General features: G+C 40.6%; 12 protein-coding genes. 10 read left to right on the top strand and 2 right to left on the bottom strand.

Annotated features, from left to right (window positions below; all coding sequences use genetic code 11):
- Positions 1-49: 49 nt before the first annotated feature.
- On the top strand, positions 50-1474 hold the full coding sequence (locus CAP51_RS14320) for a leucyl aminopeptidase (RefSeq protein ID WP_087621447.1): 1425 nt from the start codon (positions 50-52) through the stop codon (positions 1472-1474).
- Positions 1475-1587: 113 nt separating this feature from the next.
- Here CAP51_RS14320 and CAP51_RS14315 read toward each other — a convergent pair whose 3' ends face one another.
- The gene (locus CAP51_RS14315; RefSeq protein ID WP_087621446.1) at positions 1588-3030 is read right to left on the bottom strand and encodes an aminotransferase-like domain-containing protein; all 1443 of its coding nucleotides are present in this window, start codon (positions 3028-3030) and stop codon (positions 1588-1590) included.
- 396 nt (positions 3031-3426) lie between these two features.
- On the opposite strand from CAP51_RS14315, the gene CAP51_RS14310 reads away from it, so the two are divergent.
- The 8 genes from CAP51_RS14310 (at position 3427) to CAP51_RS14275 (ending at position 15821) form a co-directional block, all read left to right on the top strand.
- Positions 3427-5745, top strand: coding sequence for a TonB-dependent siderophore receptor (locus tag CAP51_RS14310; protein WP_087621445.1), 2319 nt, complete (start codon positions 3427-3429; stop codon positions 5743-5745).
- Between the two features lie 79 nt (positions 5746-5824).
- Positions 5825-7537, top strand: a complete 1713-nt coding sequence (locus CAP51_RS14305; RefSeq protein WP_087621444.1) for an ABC transporter ATP-binding protein/permease — start codon at positions 5825-5827, stop codon at positions 7535-7537.
- 3 nt (positions 7538-7540) lie between these two features.
- Positions 7541-8527 carry an alpha/beta hydrolase family protein gene (locus CAP51_RS14300; protein WP_140404450.1) on the top strand — a complete coding sequence of 329 codons (987 nt, stop codon included), beginning with the start codon at positions 7541-7543 and terminating at the stop codon, positions 8525-8527.
- 2 nt (positions 8528-8529) lie between these two features.
- Entirely contained in the window at positions 8530-8862 is a 333-nt protein-coding gene (gene trxA / locus CAP51_RS14295) for a thioredoxin (protein ID WP_087621442.1), read from the top strand.
- 4 nt (positions 8863-8866) lie between these two features.
- A complete protein-coding gene (locus CAP51_RS14290) occupies positions 8867-9730 on the top strand; it encodes a hypothetical protein (protein ID WP_087621441.1) in 864 nt (287 codons plus the stop codon).
- A 121-nt stretch (positions 9731-9851) separates the two neighbouring features.
- The gene (locus CAP51_RS14285) at positions 9852-12776 is read left to right on the top strand and encodes an insulinase family protein (protein ID WP_087621440.1); all 2925 of its coding nucleotides are present in this window, start codon (positions 9852-9854) and stop codon (positions 12774-12776) included.
- 11 nt (positions 12777-12787) lie between these two features.
- A complete protein-coding gene (locus tag CAP51_RS14280) occupies positions 12788-13957 on the top strand; it encodes an aminotransferase class V-fold PLP-dependent enzyme (protein ID WP_087621439.1) in 1170 nt (389 codons plus the stop codon).
- A gap of 76 nt (positions 13958-14033) precedes the next feature.
- The gene (locus tag CAP51_RS14275) at positions 14034-15821 is read left to right on the top strand and encodes a peptide-N4-asparagine amidase (RefSeq protein WP_087621438.1); all 1788 of its coding nucleotides are present in this window, start codon (positions 14034-14036) and stop codon (positions 15819-15821) included.
- Positions 15822-15914: 93 nt separating this feature from the next.
- On the opposite strand, the gene mutS is transcribed toward CAP51_RS14275, so the two are convergent.
- Complete coding sequence (gene mutS, locus CAP51_RS14270; RefSeq protein ID WP_087621437.1) at positions 15915-18542, bottom strand: DNA mismatch repair protein MutS; 2628 nt, start codon at positions 18540-18542, stop codon at positions 15915-15917.
- Positions 18543-19014: 472 nt separating this feature from the next.
- On the opposite strand from mutS, the gene CAP51_RS14265 reads away from it, so the two are divergent.
- Positions 19015-20802, top strand: a complete 1788-nt coding sequence (locus CAP51_RS14265; RefSeq protein ID WP_213062700.1) for a ShlB/FhaC/HecB family hemolysin secretion/activation protein — start codon at positions 19015-19017, stop codon at positions 20800-20802.
- Positions 20803-20831 lie beyond the last annotated feature (29 nt).

The following is a 20831-nucleotide window of genomic DNA, read 5'->3' as shown; positions in this document are numbered from 1 at the left end:
GATTGGGCATGATTTTTAATCAGGAAAAAGTAGGATAGAAAAGGTTGATATGAAAATTTCACTGCAAAGTAGCCCCGATTCGGGCATCAGTTTATTTGTTTTGGTTGATGTTGCCCAACCAGTACCGGCCTCACTGAGTGATCAGATTCCCGGTCTGGAACGTATTGTCAGACAGGCAGTATTTAAGGCAGATTTTAATGATGGTCTGCAACTTTATTCTGAACAGGGCTTGTGTAATTTATTGGGTTTGGGAAAAATTGATGAACTTACTCCCCAGAAACTGGCAAAAATTGCACAAACTATTGTAAGCGTGACTCAAAAAAAATATCAAAATATTGATGTCGATATCAGCGCCTTACCAGAGCAATTTCATTACTCCTTTGGACTCTATCTGGCACAGGCAGCTTATCAATATCATGCCTTTAAGTCAGAGAAAAAAGAGGCATTATTGTCACAGGTTCAGCTGATTGCCAGCAATTCCACTTTGGATGCTGATCAGCTAGCTTTTTTAAATGCGGTTATTTCCGGACAAAATTTCGCACGGGATTTGGGCAATTGTCCACCTAATATTTGTGCACCTGAATATCTGGCAGATCAAGCACTTGAATTGGCAAAACAGTATCCGGATTTGTTAAAAGTCACTGTATTGGAAGAGCCGCAGATTGCCGAGTTAGGCATGAATGCATTTCTTGCTGTCGCACAAGGTTCTGCCCGTCCGGGTCGTATCATTACCTTGGAATATTGTTCAGATCTACAACAGGCTCCTGTGGTTCTGGTCGGTAAAGGGGTGACCTTTGATTCGGGTGGTATTTCACTTAAACCGGCTGCGGCAATGGATGAAATGAAATATGACATGTGTGGCGCAGCATCTGTACTGGGAACCATTCGTGCATTATGTGAAGCAAAATTACCGATACATGTCGTGGGAGCGATTGCCAGTGTGGAAAATATGCCATCCGGCAAGGCGACTCGTCCTGGAGATATTGTCACGACCATGAGTGGTCAGACTGTTGAAATTCTGAATACAGATGCAGAAGGGCGTCTGGTGCTTTGCGATACGCTGACGTATATCCAACGTTTTAACCCGGAACTTGTGATTGATATTGCAACACTTACCGGGGCATGCGTGGTGGCTTTAGGTAAAGTCTTGAGTGGATTATTTTCTTCAGATGAGGTGCTGGCGCAGGAAATTATGGATGCGGGGCAGCAAAGTATGGATCGGGTCTGGCGAATGCCGGTCATGGAAGATTATCAGGAATTGCTGGATTCTCCATTTGCTGATATTGCCAATATTGGTGGACCGCATGGTGGTTCAATTACTGCTGCATGTTTCTTGCAACGCTTTACCCGTGAATATCGCTGGGCACATCTTGATATCGCGGGCACAGCATGGTTATCCGGTCCGAATAAAGGCGCCACAGGTCGTCCCGTTCCTTTACTCATGCAATTGTTAAAAAATCGCGTCAAAGTGTAAAGATGTTGATAAAAAGCCCTATTTAGATATAAGCAATAGGGTAAGTGATATGCAAAAAAGGATACAGCATGCTGTATCCTTTTTTATCTGTACCAAGAAGACTTGTTTAATTTTTACTTTAAAATTGAATCAATATTAAAGCGCTTGAAAGCCCCAAATTCCTTGTCAATCGAAAAGATTTTTCCCGGTATATGCTGGATGGCCAGACTATTTGTGGCTTCCAGTGCTTCAGGATGGGCTTTTTCATCAAGTGAGCCCCATAGATAGATTCCAGCACCTGTTTCTGGAATATTCCAGCCAATGTCGACCAACTGTTTTTTAATTTTCTGTCTGAAAGGGGTAAATTGTGTGGCCAGTTTTAAACAATGTGCAGGATAGTCACCACTCGCCAGTATCTGTGCGACTAGAGCATCGGTGAGTAATGAGTTTTGAATTTCACCAACTGATTTATACAATAAAATATGTTCAATGGTTTTTTGTTGTGCCGCAATATAGCCCGAACGTAATCCTGGCGCGATGGTTTTGGAAAAACTACCGATTTGAATGACTCTGCTTAATTGATCAAGATTTGCCAATCGGGTGATATTAATCATCTGGGATTCAGGCAATAAGTCCCCAAAACTATCATCATCAATAATAAAGAAATTATACATTTCTGCCAATTTAAGCAATTGATGGGCTTTATATACCGACAAACAACTGGATGTCGGATTTTGCAGGATAGAACTCATGAGAAATGCTTTGGGTTTGTATTTCTCACAAAGTGTTTGTAACACTTCTAAATCGGGACCATCTTCTAATCTAGGGATGCGATGAATATTTAATCCACTTGCCAGTGCTCTTTGTTGATGTATAACTGAAGTCGGATCTTCAATAAAAATTACTTGGTCAGGGAAAAAATGCGACCAGAGAATCAGATGTAAGGCATCGGTTGCGCCATTGGTGGTAATAATTTGATCTGCTGTGACTTGAATACCTTGTTGTACAAGTTTTTGTTGTAATTGTTGGCGTAAGGGCAAGAAACCTTGTGGATTGGCATATTGACTCAAACGTAATAGGGTGTTGCTATCTAATTGTTTGAGCGCATGTTGTAATAAATCAATGCCTTGTTGCTTATATAGGGATGGTTTGAGAGGAGAAGACTGCTCGGAAATATCATTCTCATAGAGAATATTTTGCCAAGCAGAAACATTGCTTCCACGCTGCATCCAGGGTTTGACAGGGGATTGTTGCGGTTCATTACTTTGTGTTTTCTGGACATAAAATCCAGAACCTCGACGGGCTTCAAGATAGCCTAGAACCACCAGTTTGTCATAAGCACGTAATATGGTTTCATTGCTGACATTCAGTGTTTTTGCATATTTTCGAACTGAAGGTAAGCGCATACCGATGCTTAATTCGCCTTTATTGATTTTTTCCATAACTGACTGAGCAATTTGATCAATTAAGGTGTCTGAAAGATACATCGGATTATTCTCAAGTGTATTGGTATAAATAATAGGGATAAAATATTCAATAAAAAACTGTATTGGTGCAGCTGCACTGTGAGTAAGCAAAAAATGACCTCAAAAAGAACATAAAAACTTTGCTTATTTATAGTCTTAATACGGTTTTCATTGTGGGAAACTACTATATAGAAAACTGTATTATTTTACAATTTAATTTTGTTATTTTGCCCCGTTCTCCTATAAGTTAACAGCTCACTATATATAAAATTGTTTGCAAAAAAATGAATATAGATATATAAAAATTGTTATGTTAATTGTTCTGCTAAGTGTTATGGTTTTGTTGCAAATTAACTGAATCATCATTTACAAAATTTGATACTATAGCGGTTAGTTGAAAGTTTTGTAGAAGGAATTTAACCATCTTTCTTTGAGAAGAAATGAAAAGTGTTCCATACAGAATCCAAAAAATGTGCTTACATAAAGCCAACATGGAAACACTCACTCGTGTGGGGTGCATTAGCAATGGCAATGGGGTTGCCTGCATATGCAGAAACAGCAGCTACGACGACAAGTTCTGTAGCGGTAAAATCATATGCAATTCCAGCTGGACCACTAGCAAACACGTTAAGAGAAATTTCTCGTGTCAGTGGTCAGACAATTCGTTTTGAAACTGCGGATGTTCAGGATGTTAAAGCACCAGAAATTAATGGCAGCTTAGCAACTATTGAAGCGGTGCAACGTGCGATATCGGACAGTGGTTTGACGATGTCTACATTAGCAAATGGAACAATTCAAGTCCACGTACATATGCTTGGTGCAATTACTGTCACAGCAACACGTAGTGAAGCCGAACAGGGATATAAAGCCTCTCGTTCTGAAACTGCAACACGTAGTGGTGCAGACCTTAAGGATGTTCCTCAGGCAATTACTGTTATAACGGCTAAAGCTATTGAAGATACACAGGCCCAATCTGTACAGGATGTATTACAAAATGTCGCCGGTGTAATCACCCGTTCTAGTGCACAAGGTACACCAAGTTATTCAATTCGTGGATTTACTCAGACCAGTACACTGTCAAATGGTATTGACGATCCTTATGCTAGCAGCAGTAATGTCGCCGGGATTGATCGGGTTGAAGTGCTGAAGGGACCACAAGCAATTTTGTCAGGTGCCAATACTTTAGGTGGTGGTGTCAATATTGTTGGTAAGAAACCAACAGCAGAACGTATCCGCGATGTTACCTTATCGTATGGTACACATGATGACAAAACTGGTAGTTTGGATATTGGTGATGCGATTACCCAAGATAAAAAACTAAGTTATCGTGTGGTAGGTTCTATGACACGGCAGGATCATTCAGAGGCCGGGTTTGATGGTCGTGAAGCGAATTATGCATTGGGCGAATTACGCTGGAAAGATGATGCAACTGATGTGACAGTAGGTGCTTCTTATGATGATTCCTATATTCCACAGAATTATTATACTTTTGCACTTACCGGTGGTGTGCAAGAGATTCCGGCCATGCGTCTTGGTAATGCGCATGATGGTATGAAGATCGAAAGCGAACGCTACTTTTATAATCTTGAACATAGCTTTGCACCGTGGGTTACGGCGGTTAGCCGTTTGCAATATTCAAAAACCGAACAAGATATGAATGTATGGGGTACACAATTTCCGATTAGTACCGCGAATATGATCATGAATATGGTCAATTCCAATAGTATCATGAATTACAAAACGTTGAGTGGCGATCACTATTTACGTTTTGATTTTGATACAGGATTGGTGGGACATAAATTATCTGCCGGGATTAACCACTCACAAACTAAGATAAATACATTAAGTTATTATTCTTCAAGTTTAAGTGCAGCACAGGTCCCTGTCTATCAGGACGAGCAATATAATTTCCCAAATCTTCGCGGGTCCGATACTTTATATTCAGACTATAAAAGTAATTCTAAACAGTATGCTTTTTTCTTACAGGATCTGATCAGTCTGGGCGATTGGCATGCTTCTCTTGGTGTGCGTCATACCAATTATATTAGTGAACCAAGTTCGACGTATTATTATACATCGCAAAATACCACTACAACGACCAAGAAGGAAACAGATAAAACCACCTTTAATGCTGGGTTGGTTTATAACGTTACGCCAAATACTTCTGTCTATGCCAATTATTCAGGTGGATTCTTACCGCAATCACCGATAGCAACATATTGTAGTGGTGGTACAGATTTCCCACCAATGGAAACTGAGAACAAAGAAGTTGGTGTGAAAGGTGAATCACCAACAGGTGGTTTATCATGGGGATTGGCAGCTTATCAATTGGATCAAACCAATGTATTGCAATATAACGCTGCTGAGCGGTGTTATGACACGCGTAAAGCCAAACGTATAAATGGTGTGGAATTAGAAACATCAGGCCGTATTTTACCAGGTTGGAATGTACTGTTTAATTATACTTTTGCGGAAGCTAAAGATGTTGAAGTGTCAACTACGTATTATGCGGCACAACCTAAACATCAGTTAAATGTGTTTACGACCTATGATTTTCAGTCTGAACGTCTAAAAGGGTATGGTTTGTCACTGGGTGTAAATGCATTTTCGGATTCGCGTTTAGGTACAACTGCTGCTGCAACCGCGATTCCGGGTGGCGCACGTGTAGATGTCGGCGCTTCTTACCAACATAACAAAGACTGGTCACTGCGTTTGGGTATCAAAAATGTATTTGACCGCACCTTGTATGGTTATTCAAGCTCTACGTTGTATGTGCCTGTCTATGATGGTCGTACAGCAACCTTAACATGGAAATATAGTTTCTAATCTTATGTAACTAATAGAATTTTCAGGTTTTGCTGGGCCAGTACAGTAAAGCCTGAAATTCAGTGATAGATGAAAAATCATGAGCTCTAAATTAAAAAGTGAATATCGACCTAGTATATGGCAGTTAATCAAACCATATTGGACCTCCAAGCAAAGTTGGAAAGGATGGATATTACTTACGCTTCAACTAATTCTAATGTTTACCATCACTTATGTTGCTGTCTGGGCAAATAAACTGGATGGTGCTGTTGTTGATGCCATGGTCGAACGTAAATGGGACGGTTTATGGCAAGTCATTCTTATGGCAATGCTGGCGGGTTTGCTATCGTCTATTTTATTTTTGGTGAGCAGTTTTCTGGTCGGTGAAAGTTTGCGTTATCAATGGCGTAGTTGGTTGACCCATTACTTTATTGAAAAATGGACACGTTTTCATGCCTATTACAGTATTGAACGTGATGGTAGCGTCGATAATGCAGATCAGCGAATCTCAGAAGATATTGAAAAATTTATTGAATCCACACTGACTTTAGTCATTGGACCAATACGAGTCACAGTCATGGCAGTTTCATTTACCATGGTTTTATGGAGCTTATCTGGTACTTTGGAATTCAGTATGGGCGGGTATGACTTCGCTATTCCCGGGTATATTGTATATATCGTCTATGCTTATTGTATTGGTGATCTATTAATCACCCACTACACTGGACGGCCATTGATTCAGTTGTTTAATAAGAGACAAACAGTTGAAGCCAATTTTCGTTATTTGGGCATGCAACTTCGAGAAAATGCGGAACAGATTGCATTTTATCATGGTGGTGATAGAGAGCAGCAACGTTTACTGTCGTATTTCGAAGGCATTAAAGGCAACTGGCGTAGCAGGATTGCAACGACAGCTAAAATGATGTTTGCCCGTAATGTGTATGATTTACCGAGTACGTATTTACCAACATTGGCGGCGTTGCCTCGTTATTTGTCAGGTGCTATTTCTCTAGGTGATGTGACCCGGATTGCCGGAGCGTTTGATCGAGTAAAACAATCCTTGGCTTTTTTCCCGCAAGCGTATGTAAGTTTTGCTGAATGGAAAGCGGTAAGTGATCGATTAAGAAATTTACTGGCAGCAATCAATAAGGCAACAGATGAACATGCAGATGCAGCAAATATTGCCACCATTTCAACTGAAAAGCCTGAAATTTACTCTTCGGGTCTGACCTTAACACGTCCGAATGGTCAACATATCAATACCACCACAGCAATTCGTATTCAGGCAGGCGAAAAATGGCTGATTCGTGGTCCATCGGGGGCTGGTAAAAGTACGCTGATTCGTGCAATTGCAGGGATTTGGCCATATGGTCAGGGGGAGATTTCTATTCCTCAACATCAAGAGCTGATGTTTTTACCACAGCGTAGTTATATTCCAAACGGTACCTTAAAAGCAGCGTTATGTTATCCAAATGACAGAAGTAGTTTTACCGATCAAGCGTGTATTGATGTACTGAGTCAAGTCAGACTAGAACATTTAACTTCCCAATTATCGCAGGAAGATCGCTGGCAACAAAAATTGTCCGGTGGTGAGCAACAACGTCTGGCTTTTGCCCGTGCACTATTACAAAAACCGGATTTCCTATTTCTGGATGAGGCGACAAGTGCCATTGATCCAAAAACTGAGCAAGTATTATACACCACGTTGCTTGAGCAATTACCAGATAGTGCCTTGATTAGTGTGGCACATCGGGAGTCTCTGGAAAAATTCCATGGTCATATTTTTGAGTTGGATGCCGAACAGGAAAATTAATCTGTGAATCATCAATGTAGTACAGGACTGAAAATGGCGTTGTTATCACACAGCTTGAAAATAGGTAGTTTATGCCTGGTCATGAGTTGTACAGCCTTATCATGGGGTAGCAGTGTATCTGCTATTAACCATGATCTGGCGCAGGTAGCAACTACAGCGATGGCAATATCTGATCATGCAATTAATTTGACAGACAGTAGAACGGGTTTTTTGCAGGATACACAAAATGCCTATCCAGTCCGTACTGTCAGCAAAGGATTACGTGAAAACGTTGTGATTAATGATGCTGCGGATAAAAAAGTAATCGTTTATATGCATGGCATGAAAAGTCCAACGACACAATCAAGTTGTGATGATGTAGAGAATCCTGCACTACCACAGGCATTAAAACCGCTGATAGATCACCAAACACTGCTGTTTTATATTTGTTCCAACGCAGTAGATCGCAATGCAGAAGAGCGTTATTCAGGTGAATATATCTTTGGTCGGGTAAAAGAATTTACCGAAATTGTCAATGCGTTAAAGGCAGCAGGCGTACCTGCACAGAATATTTATTTATCCGGACATTCTGCTGGTGGATGGGCGGCGCTGATGACTGCTGCCGAACTAGGTCCGGACAATATTGCCGGTGTCATTGCTTTTGCTCCGGCTTTTGCCGGGACTCGACAGGTTCAACAGCAATTTAGCCGTTGGAAAACAGTACGTGAAGCTCAACAACACACCATGATCTCCCAGCAACCTATTTATGCGCTGGTTTTTGCCTGGGATGATGATGCATTTGAAATTCCATCTAGTCTGAAATTTCTACAGGATACATTTCCTACAACAGTTGAATTGAAAAGTAGCAATTGTCAAAAAGGCCATATCACGACTTTTAACGATTGCCAGTCTACTCAACATGAACAACAAATCCGCATTTTCCTGAATTCATTCGGGAAAAATAATGCGGTAACCCATATCGCTTATTCTCCATTATTTAATAAGGAATGATTATGTCTTCTCAAATTTTAAATCTCTCGACTGATAGCTTTGATCAATATGTTTCTAAAGATTCCAACATCGTACTCTTGGATATTTGGGCAGAATGGTGTGGACCATGTAAGCAGCTGTCTCCCATATTGGATGAAGTTGCAGAACTATATCTTGATGAAGTAAAGGTCTATAAGGTAAATGCTGACCAGAATCAGGATATTACCGAGAAGTTAAAGGTACGTGGTCTGCCTACGTTGTTGGTCATGGTAAATGGTGAAGAAAAAGAGCGCATTTTGGGATTAACGTCAAAAACCCGAATTTGCCAAGTTCTCGATCAACATTTGGAAGGTTAAGCCCATGCTCAGTTTTAATCAGGATATCGCAGTTAAACAAGGTGTTATTGACAATTTAAAACAATTGGCTGGTCAAACCGACAAGTGGAAACGACAGTCTGTTTCATGGAATGGTCAGGAAGGCAGTCTTATTGGACATATTTTGCAAAGTGAAGATTTGCAGGATTGGGAAAATCTGGGATTGCCTAAATGGCTAGCAATTACACTGGATTATTTTCTAATTACCTCTCCTTCACTGGAAGAGGGTATAAAAACAGGCATTGGCTTGGTAGAGGCAATTCCGGTTGGTCAGAATCTACAGACTTTGGGTAGTACCTATCTTGTGGAATTACTTAGTCATAAAGAGTATGGGTTACAGCAACTTAGTAGTAATACCGAACTCTTAAAAGCATTAGATCTGCTGGTGGCTGTTCACCAAAAATCTGTACAAGGTGAAACGGTGGCTGCATCGGAATGGCGTGCGTTAAGAAAACAGTTAGTTGCCATCACCAATCAGTTTACTGATGGACAAATAGAGCAGCGTATGGGGGCTTGTCTGGAAGCAGCTGCATGGGATCCAATCAATTCTCGTACAGTAGTTTCAGATAGTGTACGAACATGGAATAACGCCCAATCCCATGTCGTCATTTCACAACACTGGTCTGCTCAGGATGATATCGATATCAAGGCTCTGCTGGATAAAATCTATGCGGCTGCCAAAGCAGAGCAAGAAACAAAAGAAGCGATCGATGTATTTTCATTACTGGAAGTTCAATATCCTGAAGATGCGACAAGGTTAAAGAATCACATGAAATTGCAGCGCGAACAACCAGCAGGTTTTTGGCGATTGTCTGCACAACATTTACAAACATTATTGTCAAAAGTATAGGCATATGGCTTTGCCTGATTATTCCTGTTTAGCGATAGTCGGTGGCCTGCCATGTTCGTATTTCCGATATGAACATAATTTTATATTTTTAAAATAGAATCAAAGTAATAGAAGGTATTTTATGCGTGGTGAAACCGCTGTTCATGCTGCTTTTGCATTTATTCGTAAGCACACGATTGCATCTCGAGATATCACTGTATATCAATATCAGCATAAGGTGACCGGTGCAATGCATTATCATTTGGCGACAAACCATGATGAAAATGTATTTCTGGTGGCATTTCGAACTCAGCCCATGGACTCCAAGGGAGAAGCGCATATTCTGGAACATACTGTATTGTGTGGCTCAGAGAAATTTCCTGTGCGTGATCCTTTTTTTGCCATGATGCGACGATCACTCAATACCTTTATGAATGCGATGACCAATTCCGACTGGACAGCGTATCCTTTTGCCACACAAAACAAAAAAGATTTTCAGAATCTTTTGTCAATTTATCTGGATGCGGTATTTGCGCCGAATATTAATCCGCTGGATTTTGCTCAGGAAGGAATCCGAGTGGAGCTGGAAAATGATCAGCCTGTATTTAAAGGGGTGGTTTTTAATGAAATGAAGGGTGCACTTAGTCCACCATCACGACAGCTTTATCATCGGATTGCCGAAAACTTATATCCAGAAACAACCTATCATTACAATCCGGGCGGTGAACCTGCGGATATTACACAGTTGAGCTATGAGGAACTGCTGGCGTTTTATAAAAAACATTATCATCCGAGTAATGCCATTTTTATGACCTTTGGTAATCAGCGGCCGGAAGAACTTCAGGCGCAGTTTGAAAGTTTGGCATTACACAAATTCCAAAAAGGTGAAACGCTGTATTCCAAACCGGAACAACGCTTGTCTGCACCGAAAACTGTAGTAGAGCATTATGCAATTGAAGGCGATGATCTAAAGGATAAAACCTTTCATGTACTGGCCTGGTTATTACCGCAATCCGATGATATTCAATTGTGGTTTGGCTTGCGTTTGGTTGCCGGGGTATTACTCCAGGATTCATCTTCTCCATTAATGCATTATCTGGAAACCTGTGGTTATGCAAAATCTGTTGGTCCAATTCTTGGATTGAATGACAAGAATTTTGAAATGAGTTTTTATTGTGGTGTACAGGGATCGAATCCTGAATATGCAGCGCAGTTTAAACAGGATGTTCTGGAGATTTTACAGGAAGTCGCATCCAAGCCTATTTCATCTCAGTTGATTGAAGCATTATTACATCAGATTGAATTACAACAGCGTGAAATTGCCGGCGGTAATATGCCCTATGGTTTAAACCTGTTTTTTAGAGGTTTAAGTGCTGCAATTTATCATCAGGACCCTGTACAAATGTGGGACATTGATTTGGCATTGCAAGACGTCAAAAATACTTTGCAACAGGATCCAATGTGGATTTCCAGTTTGATTCAGCAGTATTTGATTGACAATCCACATCGTATACAACTGACATTTGTTCCGGATCCACAAAAATCCATACAGATTCGGCAGGCTGAGCAGGACCTTTTGGATAATATTGCCAAACATCTGACAGAACAGGATCGTGAACAATTGCTCAATCAGGCAGACGCATTAAAAAAACGTCAGCAAAGTGTTGAAGATCACGAAATTTTGCCAAAAGTGACGCTGGCAGATATTCCAGCAGAATTAAATATTGCCAACGGTGAGTTACAGCAATTACAGATCGGCCAGCAGGCTTATCCTTTACATGTGTATCCGACTGGAACTAATGGTTTGTATTATCAGCAGGTTTTATTGCAGATTCCAAAAGAGGTGTTGCAATCACCCTATTTTTCAATCTTTAGCTCATTGGTGGGGCAAGTTGGTGCAGCACACTATGATTATCTACAGTTTCAACAACTTAAAACCGCAGAAAGTGGTGGTCTATGGATGACAAGCTCGCTACGCACTGATATTGATGATCGTAATCAGATCAGTGCCTGGCTGGTATTAAGTACAAAATCCTTGAGCCAAAAACAAGAAGCCATTGCATTATTAAAACTGGCATTTGAACAACTACGTTTTGATGAGAAGCCACGTATTCTCGAACTGTTGCAGAAGAAGAAAATACAGTGGCAATCTGGTCTGGCAAATTCTGGCCAAACCTATGCCATGCAAAATGCTTCACGACATATGAGTGCTTTGGCTCTACATGATGAACAGCATTATGGTCTGGCAGCATTGAACTGGTTAACCACGACACTGGATGAAATAAGTAACAATGAAAATGCTTATGCTGATTTTATAACGCAGTTAAAACTGATTCACGGAAAATTATTGCAAGCTGACAAGCAATTTTTATTGGTTTGTGAGTCACAGTACATTACTGGTTTAAAACATAAACTGGCAGAAGTCTGGTCAGATTTAGCTGTGCCGACAACACAACTTTCTTTAACGTCTTTTGACTATCCGGATGTGACGAGTGATCAGGCATGGTTGATCCAGAGTAACGTGCAATTTTGTGCCACAGCTTACCCTGCGGTAGCGATTCATCATGCAGATGCAGCAGTCTTTATGGTATTAGGTGGTTATTTACGCAATGGATTCTTGCATCATGCCATTCGTGAACAAGGCGGTGCTTATGGTGGCGGAGCAAATTACGATGCCAATGCCTGTGCCTTCCGTTTCTTTAGTTTCCGTGATCCTCGCCTAGCAGAAACTTTTACAGATTTTGCAGCAAGTATTGACTGGCTTTTACAACAAGATGAACAGCCGCAACAACTGGAATCAGCAATTTTAGGCACAATTTCTGGTATGGATAAACCGTCTTCTCCTGCCAGTGAAGCGATTTCGGCATGTCATGCAGCTTTACACGGTAGAACACCGGAATTCAGACAACAATTGCGTCAAAATATTTTGGCTGTGACACAGGACGATTTAAAACGAGTAGCGAAGCAGTATTTGCGTCCCGAATTTGCACAAAAGGCTGTGATTGCACCTTTTGCCAAGGAAGCGCAGCTTGAAAGTCTGGGTTTTGCTGTTTCCAAAGTGATTTAAGGGTTCTAAAGATGCATCAACAAATTTATCTGGATTATGCAGCCACTACACCGGTAGATCCATTAGTGACTGAGAAAATGGTGCAATGCCTGAATTTTGAAGGCAATTTTGGTAATCCTGCATCACGTTCACATGACTATGGAATAAAAGCTGGACAAGCAGTCGAACAGGCAAGGGCACAGGTGGCTGCTTTAATCCATGCTGATCCGCGTGAAATTATATGGACTTCCGGTGCAACCGAGTCTAATAATCTGGCCTTAAAAGGTATCGCTCAATATTATGCAGATCAGGGCAAACATATTATTACCAGCCAGATCGAGCATAAAGCGATTCTAGATACCTGTCATGAGCTTGAGCAACAGGGATTTGAAATTACCTATCTACAGCCCGAAGCCAAAACGGGTTTGATTACACCTGAGATGGTTGCTCAGGCATTACGTCCAGAGACGTTACTGGTGTCATTAATGATGGTCAATAATGAAATTGGTACACGTACCGATATTGCCACAATCGGTGAACTGGTAAAGGCCAATCATAGTTTCTTTCATGTCGATGCTGCGCAAGCTGCCGGAAAAGTTGAGATTGATCTGCAAAAACTCAAGGTGGATTTGATGAGTTTTTCCGGCCATAAAATTTATGGACCCAAAGGAATTGGTGCCTTATATGTGCGTCGTCACCCCGCAGTGCAATTAAAAGCCCAAATGCATGGCGGAGGACATGAGCAAGGCATGCGTTCCGGCACGCTGGCAACACATCAAATCGTCGGAATGGGCATGGCTTTTGCCTTGGCTCAACCTAAATTACATGTAGAGCAACAGCGTCTGGGGCAGTTAAAACAGAAACTCTTGCAGGGCTTACAAGATTATGCAGATGTTCAGGTGAATGGTGCTTTAGTTTCCAGTGTTGCTAATTATCTGAATATAAGTTTTAAGGGGAAAAATGCTATGGCGGTGATGAATACCATCAAATCCGTAGCCGCAGTGTCTAGTGGTTCGGCTTGCAACTCCCATCAGTCAGCACCTTCGCATGTGTTATCTGCAATGCAGATTCCGCTAGAACTGTCGGAAAATGCAATCCGTTTTAGTTTTGGTGCATATACCTCAGAACAGGATATTGATCGCTTACTTGCTGCGATTACCGAAACAAAATCATTGAAGAAATTTGAATTTTTTTCTGCTTAAACGGGAATACGGGCATCAGGAGATTACCCAATTTCATCATTTATCCAGACTGTAAAAACGGTATGAGGCCTTAACAGTGTTAAAAAAACAATTCGCTCACCTATATTCAGTACTTGGTCAGATTGCAATTGGTCAGCGTACAAATTGCAAACCTTACTCGGTAGGACAGGCTAAAACATTAGTCTGTCAGTCAACCATGCTGCTATTTGTTAGCTGTGTATTGAATCAATCGCTTTATGCTGCTTTGCCAGGAACGCCTATAGTCGCTGCGCCATTACCACAGATTGGCAGCAAAGATGTCACGACGGTTGATCTTCCCATTGTTAGACCCAAAACCAAATCATGTACAGTTGAATTATTTGCAGAACGTGAATTTGAGGGCGAGAAAAAACATGCCATTACATATAACCCACCTAAGGGCTGTGCTGGTCCATGGGCAAAAGTGGTTCTGGAAGCAGATTTAAATGTTAGTACTGGACAGCAATATGACCGTACCGGCAGAATTATACTGGGCGGCGTAAATATTTTTACCGGAACAACTGCCGAACCCACGCCAACACATACACCTCACTGGCACATCGAAAGAGATTTAACCGACTACAGTGCATTACTGCAAAATCCAGTTCAGGGAGAGGCCGAGCTGATTAATCAGGTGACTGAAACGCTTAATGGGCGTATTCGATGGTCAGCCCGTCTGGTTTTTTATTCGGTAGATAAGAATAATCCTGCACCAAACCCGGCAGATCTGGTATTTTCACTGAGTAAAGCACCTGTATTATTAAATCCTGCTTCCCCATCTCTTAAAGAGACGGTTCATCTACCTCGTAATATGACACGTTTGATGCTGGATATTCTGGCTATGCCACAGCAGCGCGATGAGTTTTGGTATATGTGTATGCCCAGACGGGATAATATTGCTGATGTCACTGTAGAGGATCGTACCTGTGGATTTCCATTTAGACAAACAGAAGTCTATATCGATGGAATGCTTGCAGGAATTGCACCAGTATTTCCATGGATTTATACAGGAGGATTATATCCTGCCTTATGGAAACAGATTCCTGGCATTGAAACACTCGACCTTTCTCCCTATCGTGTTGACCTTACACCTTTTGCCGGACATTTAAATGATGGGAAACCTCATCGTATTGAATTGGCGTCAATCGGCGCGCGAGGTTCCATGGTAACTACAGGTACTTTACTGGTTTGGCGTGATGCTGCACGAAAAGTTGTACCGGGTAAATTGACACAACAATCCATCAATCCACTTGAGGTGAATATTGAGCGACCTGTGCCATTGGATAGCAAGGGTTTAGGTGAGGCGGTGACTAAAGCAAACCAGACGCTTAAGTTGACTGGCTATGTGGATACATCTCGTGGTCGTATAACGACACAGATTAATCAAACCATGTCGTTTAGCAACACTTTTACGCAAGCGCCTAAAGGAATCAAAATTGATCAAACCGTGATGTCGACCAGTCAATTTTTGGAAAAAAGCCCTACCGGAAGTCGGCGTCATGAGATAACCGAGCAATTTCCATTATTTGTACAACGTGGAGAATCAGGTGAGGGCGAAGCCCGCCAGTATGATTATGATGTAAAACAAGGACTGATTCGTGATGAAAATATGAGTGGACAGCAAAAATTAAATCGGCAAACACGATTTTCTGTGAGCGCAAATACAGTGATTGTTCCAGATGAAAAAGGCGTCTTTAATCGGGAACACTCTAGTACCACACAGGCCCACTTGCAGATTCATGATAATACTGCGGGCTGCTATGACAGAATGATTACCAGTCAGAATGCTACAATTACCGCTGTAACTGAGAACTGTAAAATCACTATGCAAAATAACTCAAAATAATATAAGGTTTATTAAGGTTATTCATAAATAAAATAATACGTGATGATTTTAGATAAAGAGAAGTTATTTCTTCTCTTTATTTGAAACAGCAGCTTAATTAAGCTGCTGTTTCAGTTGATATAATGCATCAAGTGCTTGCCGAGGTGTTAGATTGTCGATATCCAGACCTTTTAACTCTTCTTCTACTTTTGATGTTGCAGCAATTTCAACATATTCTACAATTGGTTCATTCACCACATCATCGGCAATTTGGCTGAACAAATCTGCTTGTGGATGTTGGGGTAACAATTGCTGTTGATGTTCCAATTGTGATAATTTCTTTTGCGCTGTCTTAATGACATTCTGTGGAATACCAGCGAGTTTGGCGACTTGCAAACCATGACTTTGGCTGGCTGGACCTTTTTGCACTTTATGTAAAAGAATCAATTGTCCATTAATTTCTTTTGCAACAACATGATAATTATCGATGCCACTTTCCGAACCAAGTTCGGTAAGTTCAAAATAATGCGTTGCAAACATACATAAACATTTAATGCGTTTGGCCAAATCCAGTACACATGCCCATGCCAAAGACAAGCCATCATAGGTGCTGGTGCCTCGACCGACTTCATCCATCAGCACCAAAGATTGATTGGTGGCATGATGCAGGATTTGTGCAGTTTCCGTCATTTCAACCATAAAGGTGGATTTTCCGGAAGACAAGTCATCAGCCGAACCGATTCGGGTAAAGATTCGGTCTATGCTACTCATCTTAGTGACTTGGGCGGGCACAAAACTACCACAATGTGCCAGTAATACAATTAATGCAGTTTGGCGCATATAGGTTGATTTACCGCCCATGTTAGGACCGGTAATAATCGCTAAGCGGTGCTGTGCATCCAGTTGCGTATCATTTTGCGCATAGGGTGTCTTAATTAATGCTTCTACTACCGGATGTCTTCCAGCCTGAATATGAATGCCCGGCTCAAGTTGAAATTCTGGTCGATTCCAATGTCGTAATCTTGCTTGTGCTGCCCAGTTTGCATACACATCCAACTCGGCAATCGCTCGACTCATGATTTGTAGCGCCAGAATTTCTTCGCGTAACTCCTGTAAAAGTAATTCATACAACGCTTTTTCACGGTTTAAAGCGCGGGATTCACTGGATAAAACTTTATCCTCAAATTCTTTTAATTCGGGTGTGATATAACGTTCTGCATTTTTAAGGGTTTGACGGCGAATAAAATGTGCAGGTGCTTGAGCTGCTTGGGCACGTGTTAATTCAATATAGTAACCACTGACACGATTGTAGCCAATTTTTAACGTATTAATACCTGTCGTTTCACGTTCCCGCGTTTCTAGGTCGACCAGATATTGTCCGGCATGGTCACGAATTTTACGAAGTTCATCAAGTTCATGATCAAAACCTTCAGCAATCACACCGCCTTCTCGTAGTAGTACGGGTGGCATTTCGACGATAGCAGCAGCCAGACGTTCATAAATATGGTCGAATTGTCCTAATTCTTGTGCAATACGTTGCAATGCTTGATCATGTTGCAAAGCTGGTTTTAACGCATGATGAACAAATGGCAGCTGACCACAGGATTGACGTAATTGAACCAGATCACGAGGACGTGCGGTACCTAAAGCAACCCGAGACAGTACACGTTCAATATCACCAATTTCCTTTAATACCAAACGTAATGGTTCTTCATGAAATCCTCTTAATAAGGTGTGTACCGCGTTTAGACGTAATTCCAGTTGTGCTGTATCTCGGATTGGCTGGGTCAAATGACGTGCCAAAAGCCGTGCGCCCATAGCAGTTTTACAATCATTCACCAAATGGAAGAGGGATGTACCATGCTCGAATAATGGTTCAATAATTTCCAGATTACGTCGGGTGGTGGGATCCAGTGCAATAAATTGTTCTGGCTGTTCGACTTTAATACTGGTCAGATGAGGTAAAGCTGATTTTTGAGTTTCTTTGGCATAGTGAATAAGTGCTGCCGCAGATGCTTGTGCTAGCTCAAGACCATCTAATCCAAAGCCGGCCAAAGACTTTACCGCAAATTGATCACATAAGGTTTTATAGGCATTTTTAAGATTAAAATCTACATTTGGACGGGTGGTAATCGGGCAATCAATGCTTTGTTTAATAAAATCAATAATATTTTTATCAACCAGATCTTCATCAATAATCAGTTCATTCGGCGCAATACGCGCCATTTCCAGTCCGATTTGATCAGGTTTAAAATCCTGCTGTTGTACACGGAATAGACCTGCACTCAAATCCAGAATGGCAATTCCCATCTGATTTTGTTTAATCGATAATGCAACCAGATTGATGTTTTGGGTGCTGCTTAATAAAGCATCATCGGTTAAAGTTCCAGGAGTTAAAATACGCACCACTTTGCGCTCAACAGGACCTTTACCGGTAACTTCACCCACTTGCTCACAAATCGCAACGGTTTGTCCAGCCTTAACCAGACGTGCCAGATAGCCCTCGGCAGAGTGATAAGGTACGCCCGCCATGGGGATAGGTTTACCATCAGATTTACCGCGATGGGTCAGCGTGATGCCCAAAATCTTAACTGCACAATGTGCATCTTCAAAAAATAATTCGTAAAAATCACCCATACGGTAAAATAACAAAGCATGTGGATATTCAGCTTTTACTTCAAGATATTGCCGCATCATAGGGGTATGGGAGGATAAGTCTGGCTTGTTATTATTCGTATTCATTCTATTTAAATCCTTTATTTTCAGGCATATTCAAGCATTTATTCATAGATAGACTATTCATTAAAGTGGAACGAAAATTAAAATCTTATGTTTTTCTATCACACTAAAAAAACATAAAGTTTTGAGTTTAAATGATGGTGTGTTTTTAGATCAAGAATCAAAAACAAACAGGCTGAAAGAATAGCAAATAATTGAATTGATCTGTGAAGATTTAAAATAGATTGCTTAATACATCGGCAGATGATAATCAAGAATATGATAATAAGATTGCTCAGCGAGGCTGAGTCATTGGGAGCTACGGCTCTCTTATTTTTTTGCTTTAATACATTTGCATTGAAATTGAATAAGCTAGAGTCAAAATTTAAGTAAAAAACTTCAATCCATAATGGTGGGATAATTAACATAGAAGCAAGAATATAGGGAAATTCATTATGTAACAAGGTTTGTATTTTGGTAAATTTATGTTATTTTAATGATAACTACTTATCATTTATCTTTTAAAATGTTAAATAAAATAATTGCTTCTACAGGCAAAGTTACCGTTTTGACGGTATGTATTCTGACTCATTTGGCATATGCCGCAGATCCTGCAACAGATGCATTGATCAGACAACAACAACGTGATGCAGCACTTGAAAAACAGATGCAACCTGATGTCCATGTAAGTTTACAAGAACAAAAACTTCAAAAACAGGATATTTCCCTTCAATTTCCTCAACAGGAAACACCATGTTTTAATATCAAAAATATGGTTTTAACGGGTGATGATGCCCAAACATTCAGATTTTATTTATATTCTGCATTAAAAGAGCTTAAATTCAAATCTGGAATGTGTTTGGGTGCTGGGTCAATCAATCAAATTATGACGGTAGCCCAAAACAAAATTATTGATGCAGGTTACACAACTACACGAATTTTAGCTGCTCCGCAGAATTTAACCTCCGGCAAACTAAGACTAACAGTGATACCTGGGCGAATAAGGACGATAAAGTTTGATGAAAACAATATTGAACAAACACATGTAAATCGCATTAAAGATTCTCACAATGTAATGCCATTTAGTGCAGGAGATATATTAAATCTTAGGCAAATTGAACAGGGATTAGAAAATTTAAAACGTCTCCCAACAGTTGAGGCGGATATTGAAATTGTGCCAGCTGATCTGCCTAATGAAAGTGACATTATTATCAAATGGCAACAAAGGACTTATCCATTTCGAATGAGTTTATCCGCAGATAATTCTGGCAGTGATAGCACAGGACGATTTCAAGGGAGTGCCACTTTATCTATAGATCATCCTTTACATCTTAGTGATTTATTTTATGTTACTTATAGTCGTGATTTGGCAGATCGACAAGAATATACAGACATAGAAGGTAATCATGCTGGTAGTGGAACAAATGGCTATACAGTTTACTATTCAGCCCCTTATAAAAATTGGCTTTTCTCCATAGATAGCGGTAAAAATAAATATCATCAGGCTGTAGCTGGAGACTCGCAAGTTTATACTTACAGTGGGGAAAGTAAAACAAGTAATGCGACCTTATCGCGATTGGTCTATCGAGATGCACATCGAAAAACAACAGTGAATGCAGGAATGTGGTTAAGATCTTCCAGAAATTATATTGATGATACAGAAATAGAGATACAAAGACGACGTACTGCTGGTTGGCAAATAGGTTTGGAACATTCTGAATATATTGGCGCGGCGATGATGAATGCCAGTATAAATTATAAACGTGGTACAGGTGCATGGAATGCATTAACTGCTCCGGAAGAACAGTTTGGGGAAGGTACACATTTGATGCAAATTTTAAATGCTGATTTAGGACTGAGTTATCCATTTAAAGTTAATGAGCAACTTTTTATTTATACCTTAGGCATTCGTTCACAATGGAATCAAACACCATTGGTGAGTAATGATCAATTTTCTATAGGTAGCCGCTATACAGTCAGAGGTTTTGATGAAAAAAATACTTTAATGGCAGAACGTGGATGGTATGTTCGTAATGATTTTGCTTGGCAGTATCAGCCAGCACAACAATTTTATGTTGGTCTTGACGCAGGTCATGTTTCGGGGGCTTCTGCTGAATATTTAGTGGGACAAACTTTAGCTGGAACTGTTGCTGGTTTTAAAGGGCAATTTCAGGCTGGTGGTCGTTGGTCATATGATTTGTATATGGGTACACCTGTATATAAACCAAGATATTTTCGAACTGACGATATGAATATTGGATTTAATTTATTTTATTCATTTTAAATCGTAATACTGAATAATTTGGACAAATC

This window comes from Acinetobacter populi, assembly GCF_002174125.1.
GTDB lineage: Bacteria > Pseudomonadota > Gammaproteobacteria > Pseudomonadales > Moraxellaceae > Acinetobacter > Acinetobacter populi.
The sequence above is the reverse complement of the archived record's forward strand: the minus strand, read 5'-3'. Positions and strand labels throughout refer to the sequence as shown.

What these genes read in the sequence shown, in the direction of transcription:
- CAP51_RS14285 (WP_087621440.1), top strand. Translation starts at nt 9,852, where the DNA reads ATGCGTGGTGAAACCGCTGTTCATGCTGCTTTTGCATTTATTCGTAAG.
- mutS (WP_087621437.1), bottom strand. Translation starts at nt 18,542, where the DNA reads ATGAATACGAATAATAACAAGCCAGACTTATCCTCCCATACCCCTATG.
- CAP51_RS14320 (WP_087621447.1), top strand. Translation starts at nt 50, where the DNA reads ATGAAAATTTCACTGCAAAGTAGCCCCGATTCGGGCATCAGTTTATTT.
- CAP51_RS14265 (WP_213062700.1), top strand. Translation starts at nt 19,015, where the DNA reads ATGATAACTACTTATCATTTATCTTTTAAAATGTTAAATAAAATAATT.
- CAP51_RS14290 (WP_087621441.1), top strand. Translation starts at nt 8,867, where the DNA reads ATGCTCAGTTTTAATCAGGATATCGCAGTTAAACAAGGTGTTATTGAC.
- CAP51_RS14280 (WP_087621439.1), top strand. Translation starts at nt 12,788, where the DNA reads ATGCATCAACAAATTTATCTGGATTATGCAGCCACTACACCGGTAGAT.
- CAP51_RS14305 (WP_087621444.1), top strand. Translation starts at nt 5,825, where the DNA reads ATGAGCTCTAAATTAAAAAGTGAATATCGACCTAGTATATGGCAGTTA.
- trxA (WP_087621442.1), top strand. Translation starts at nt 8,530, where the DNA reads ATGTCTTCTCAAATTTTAAATCTCTCGACTGATAGCTTTGATCAATAT.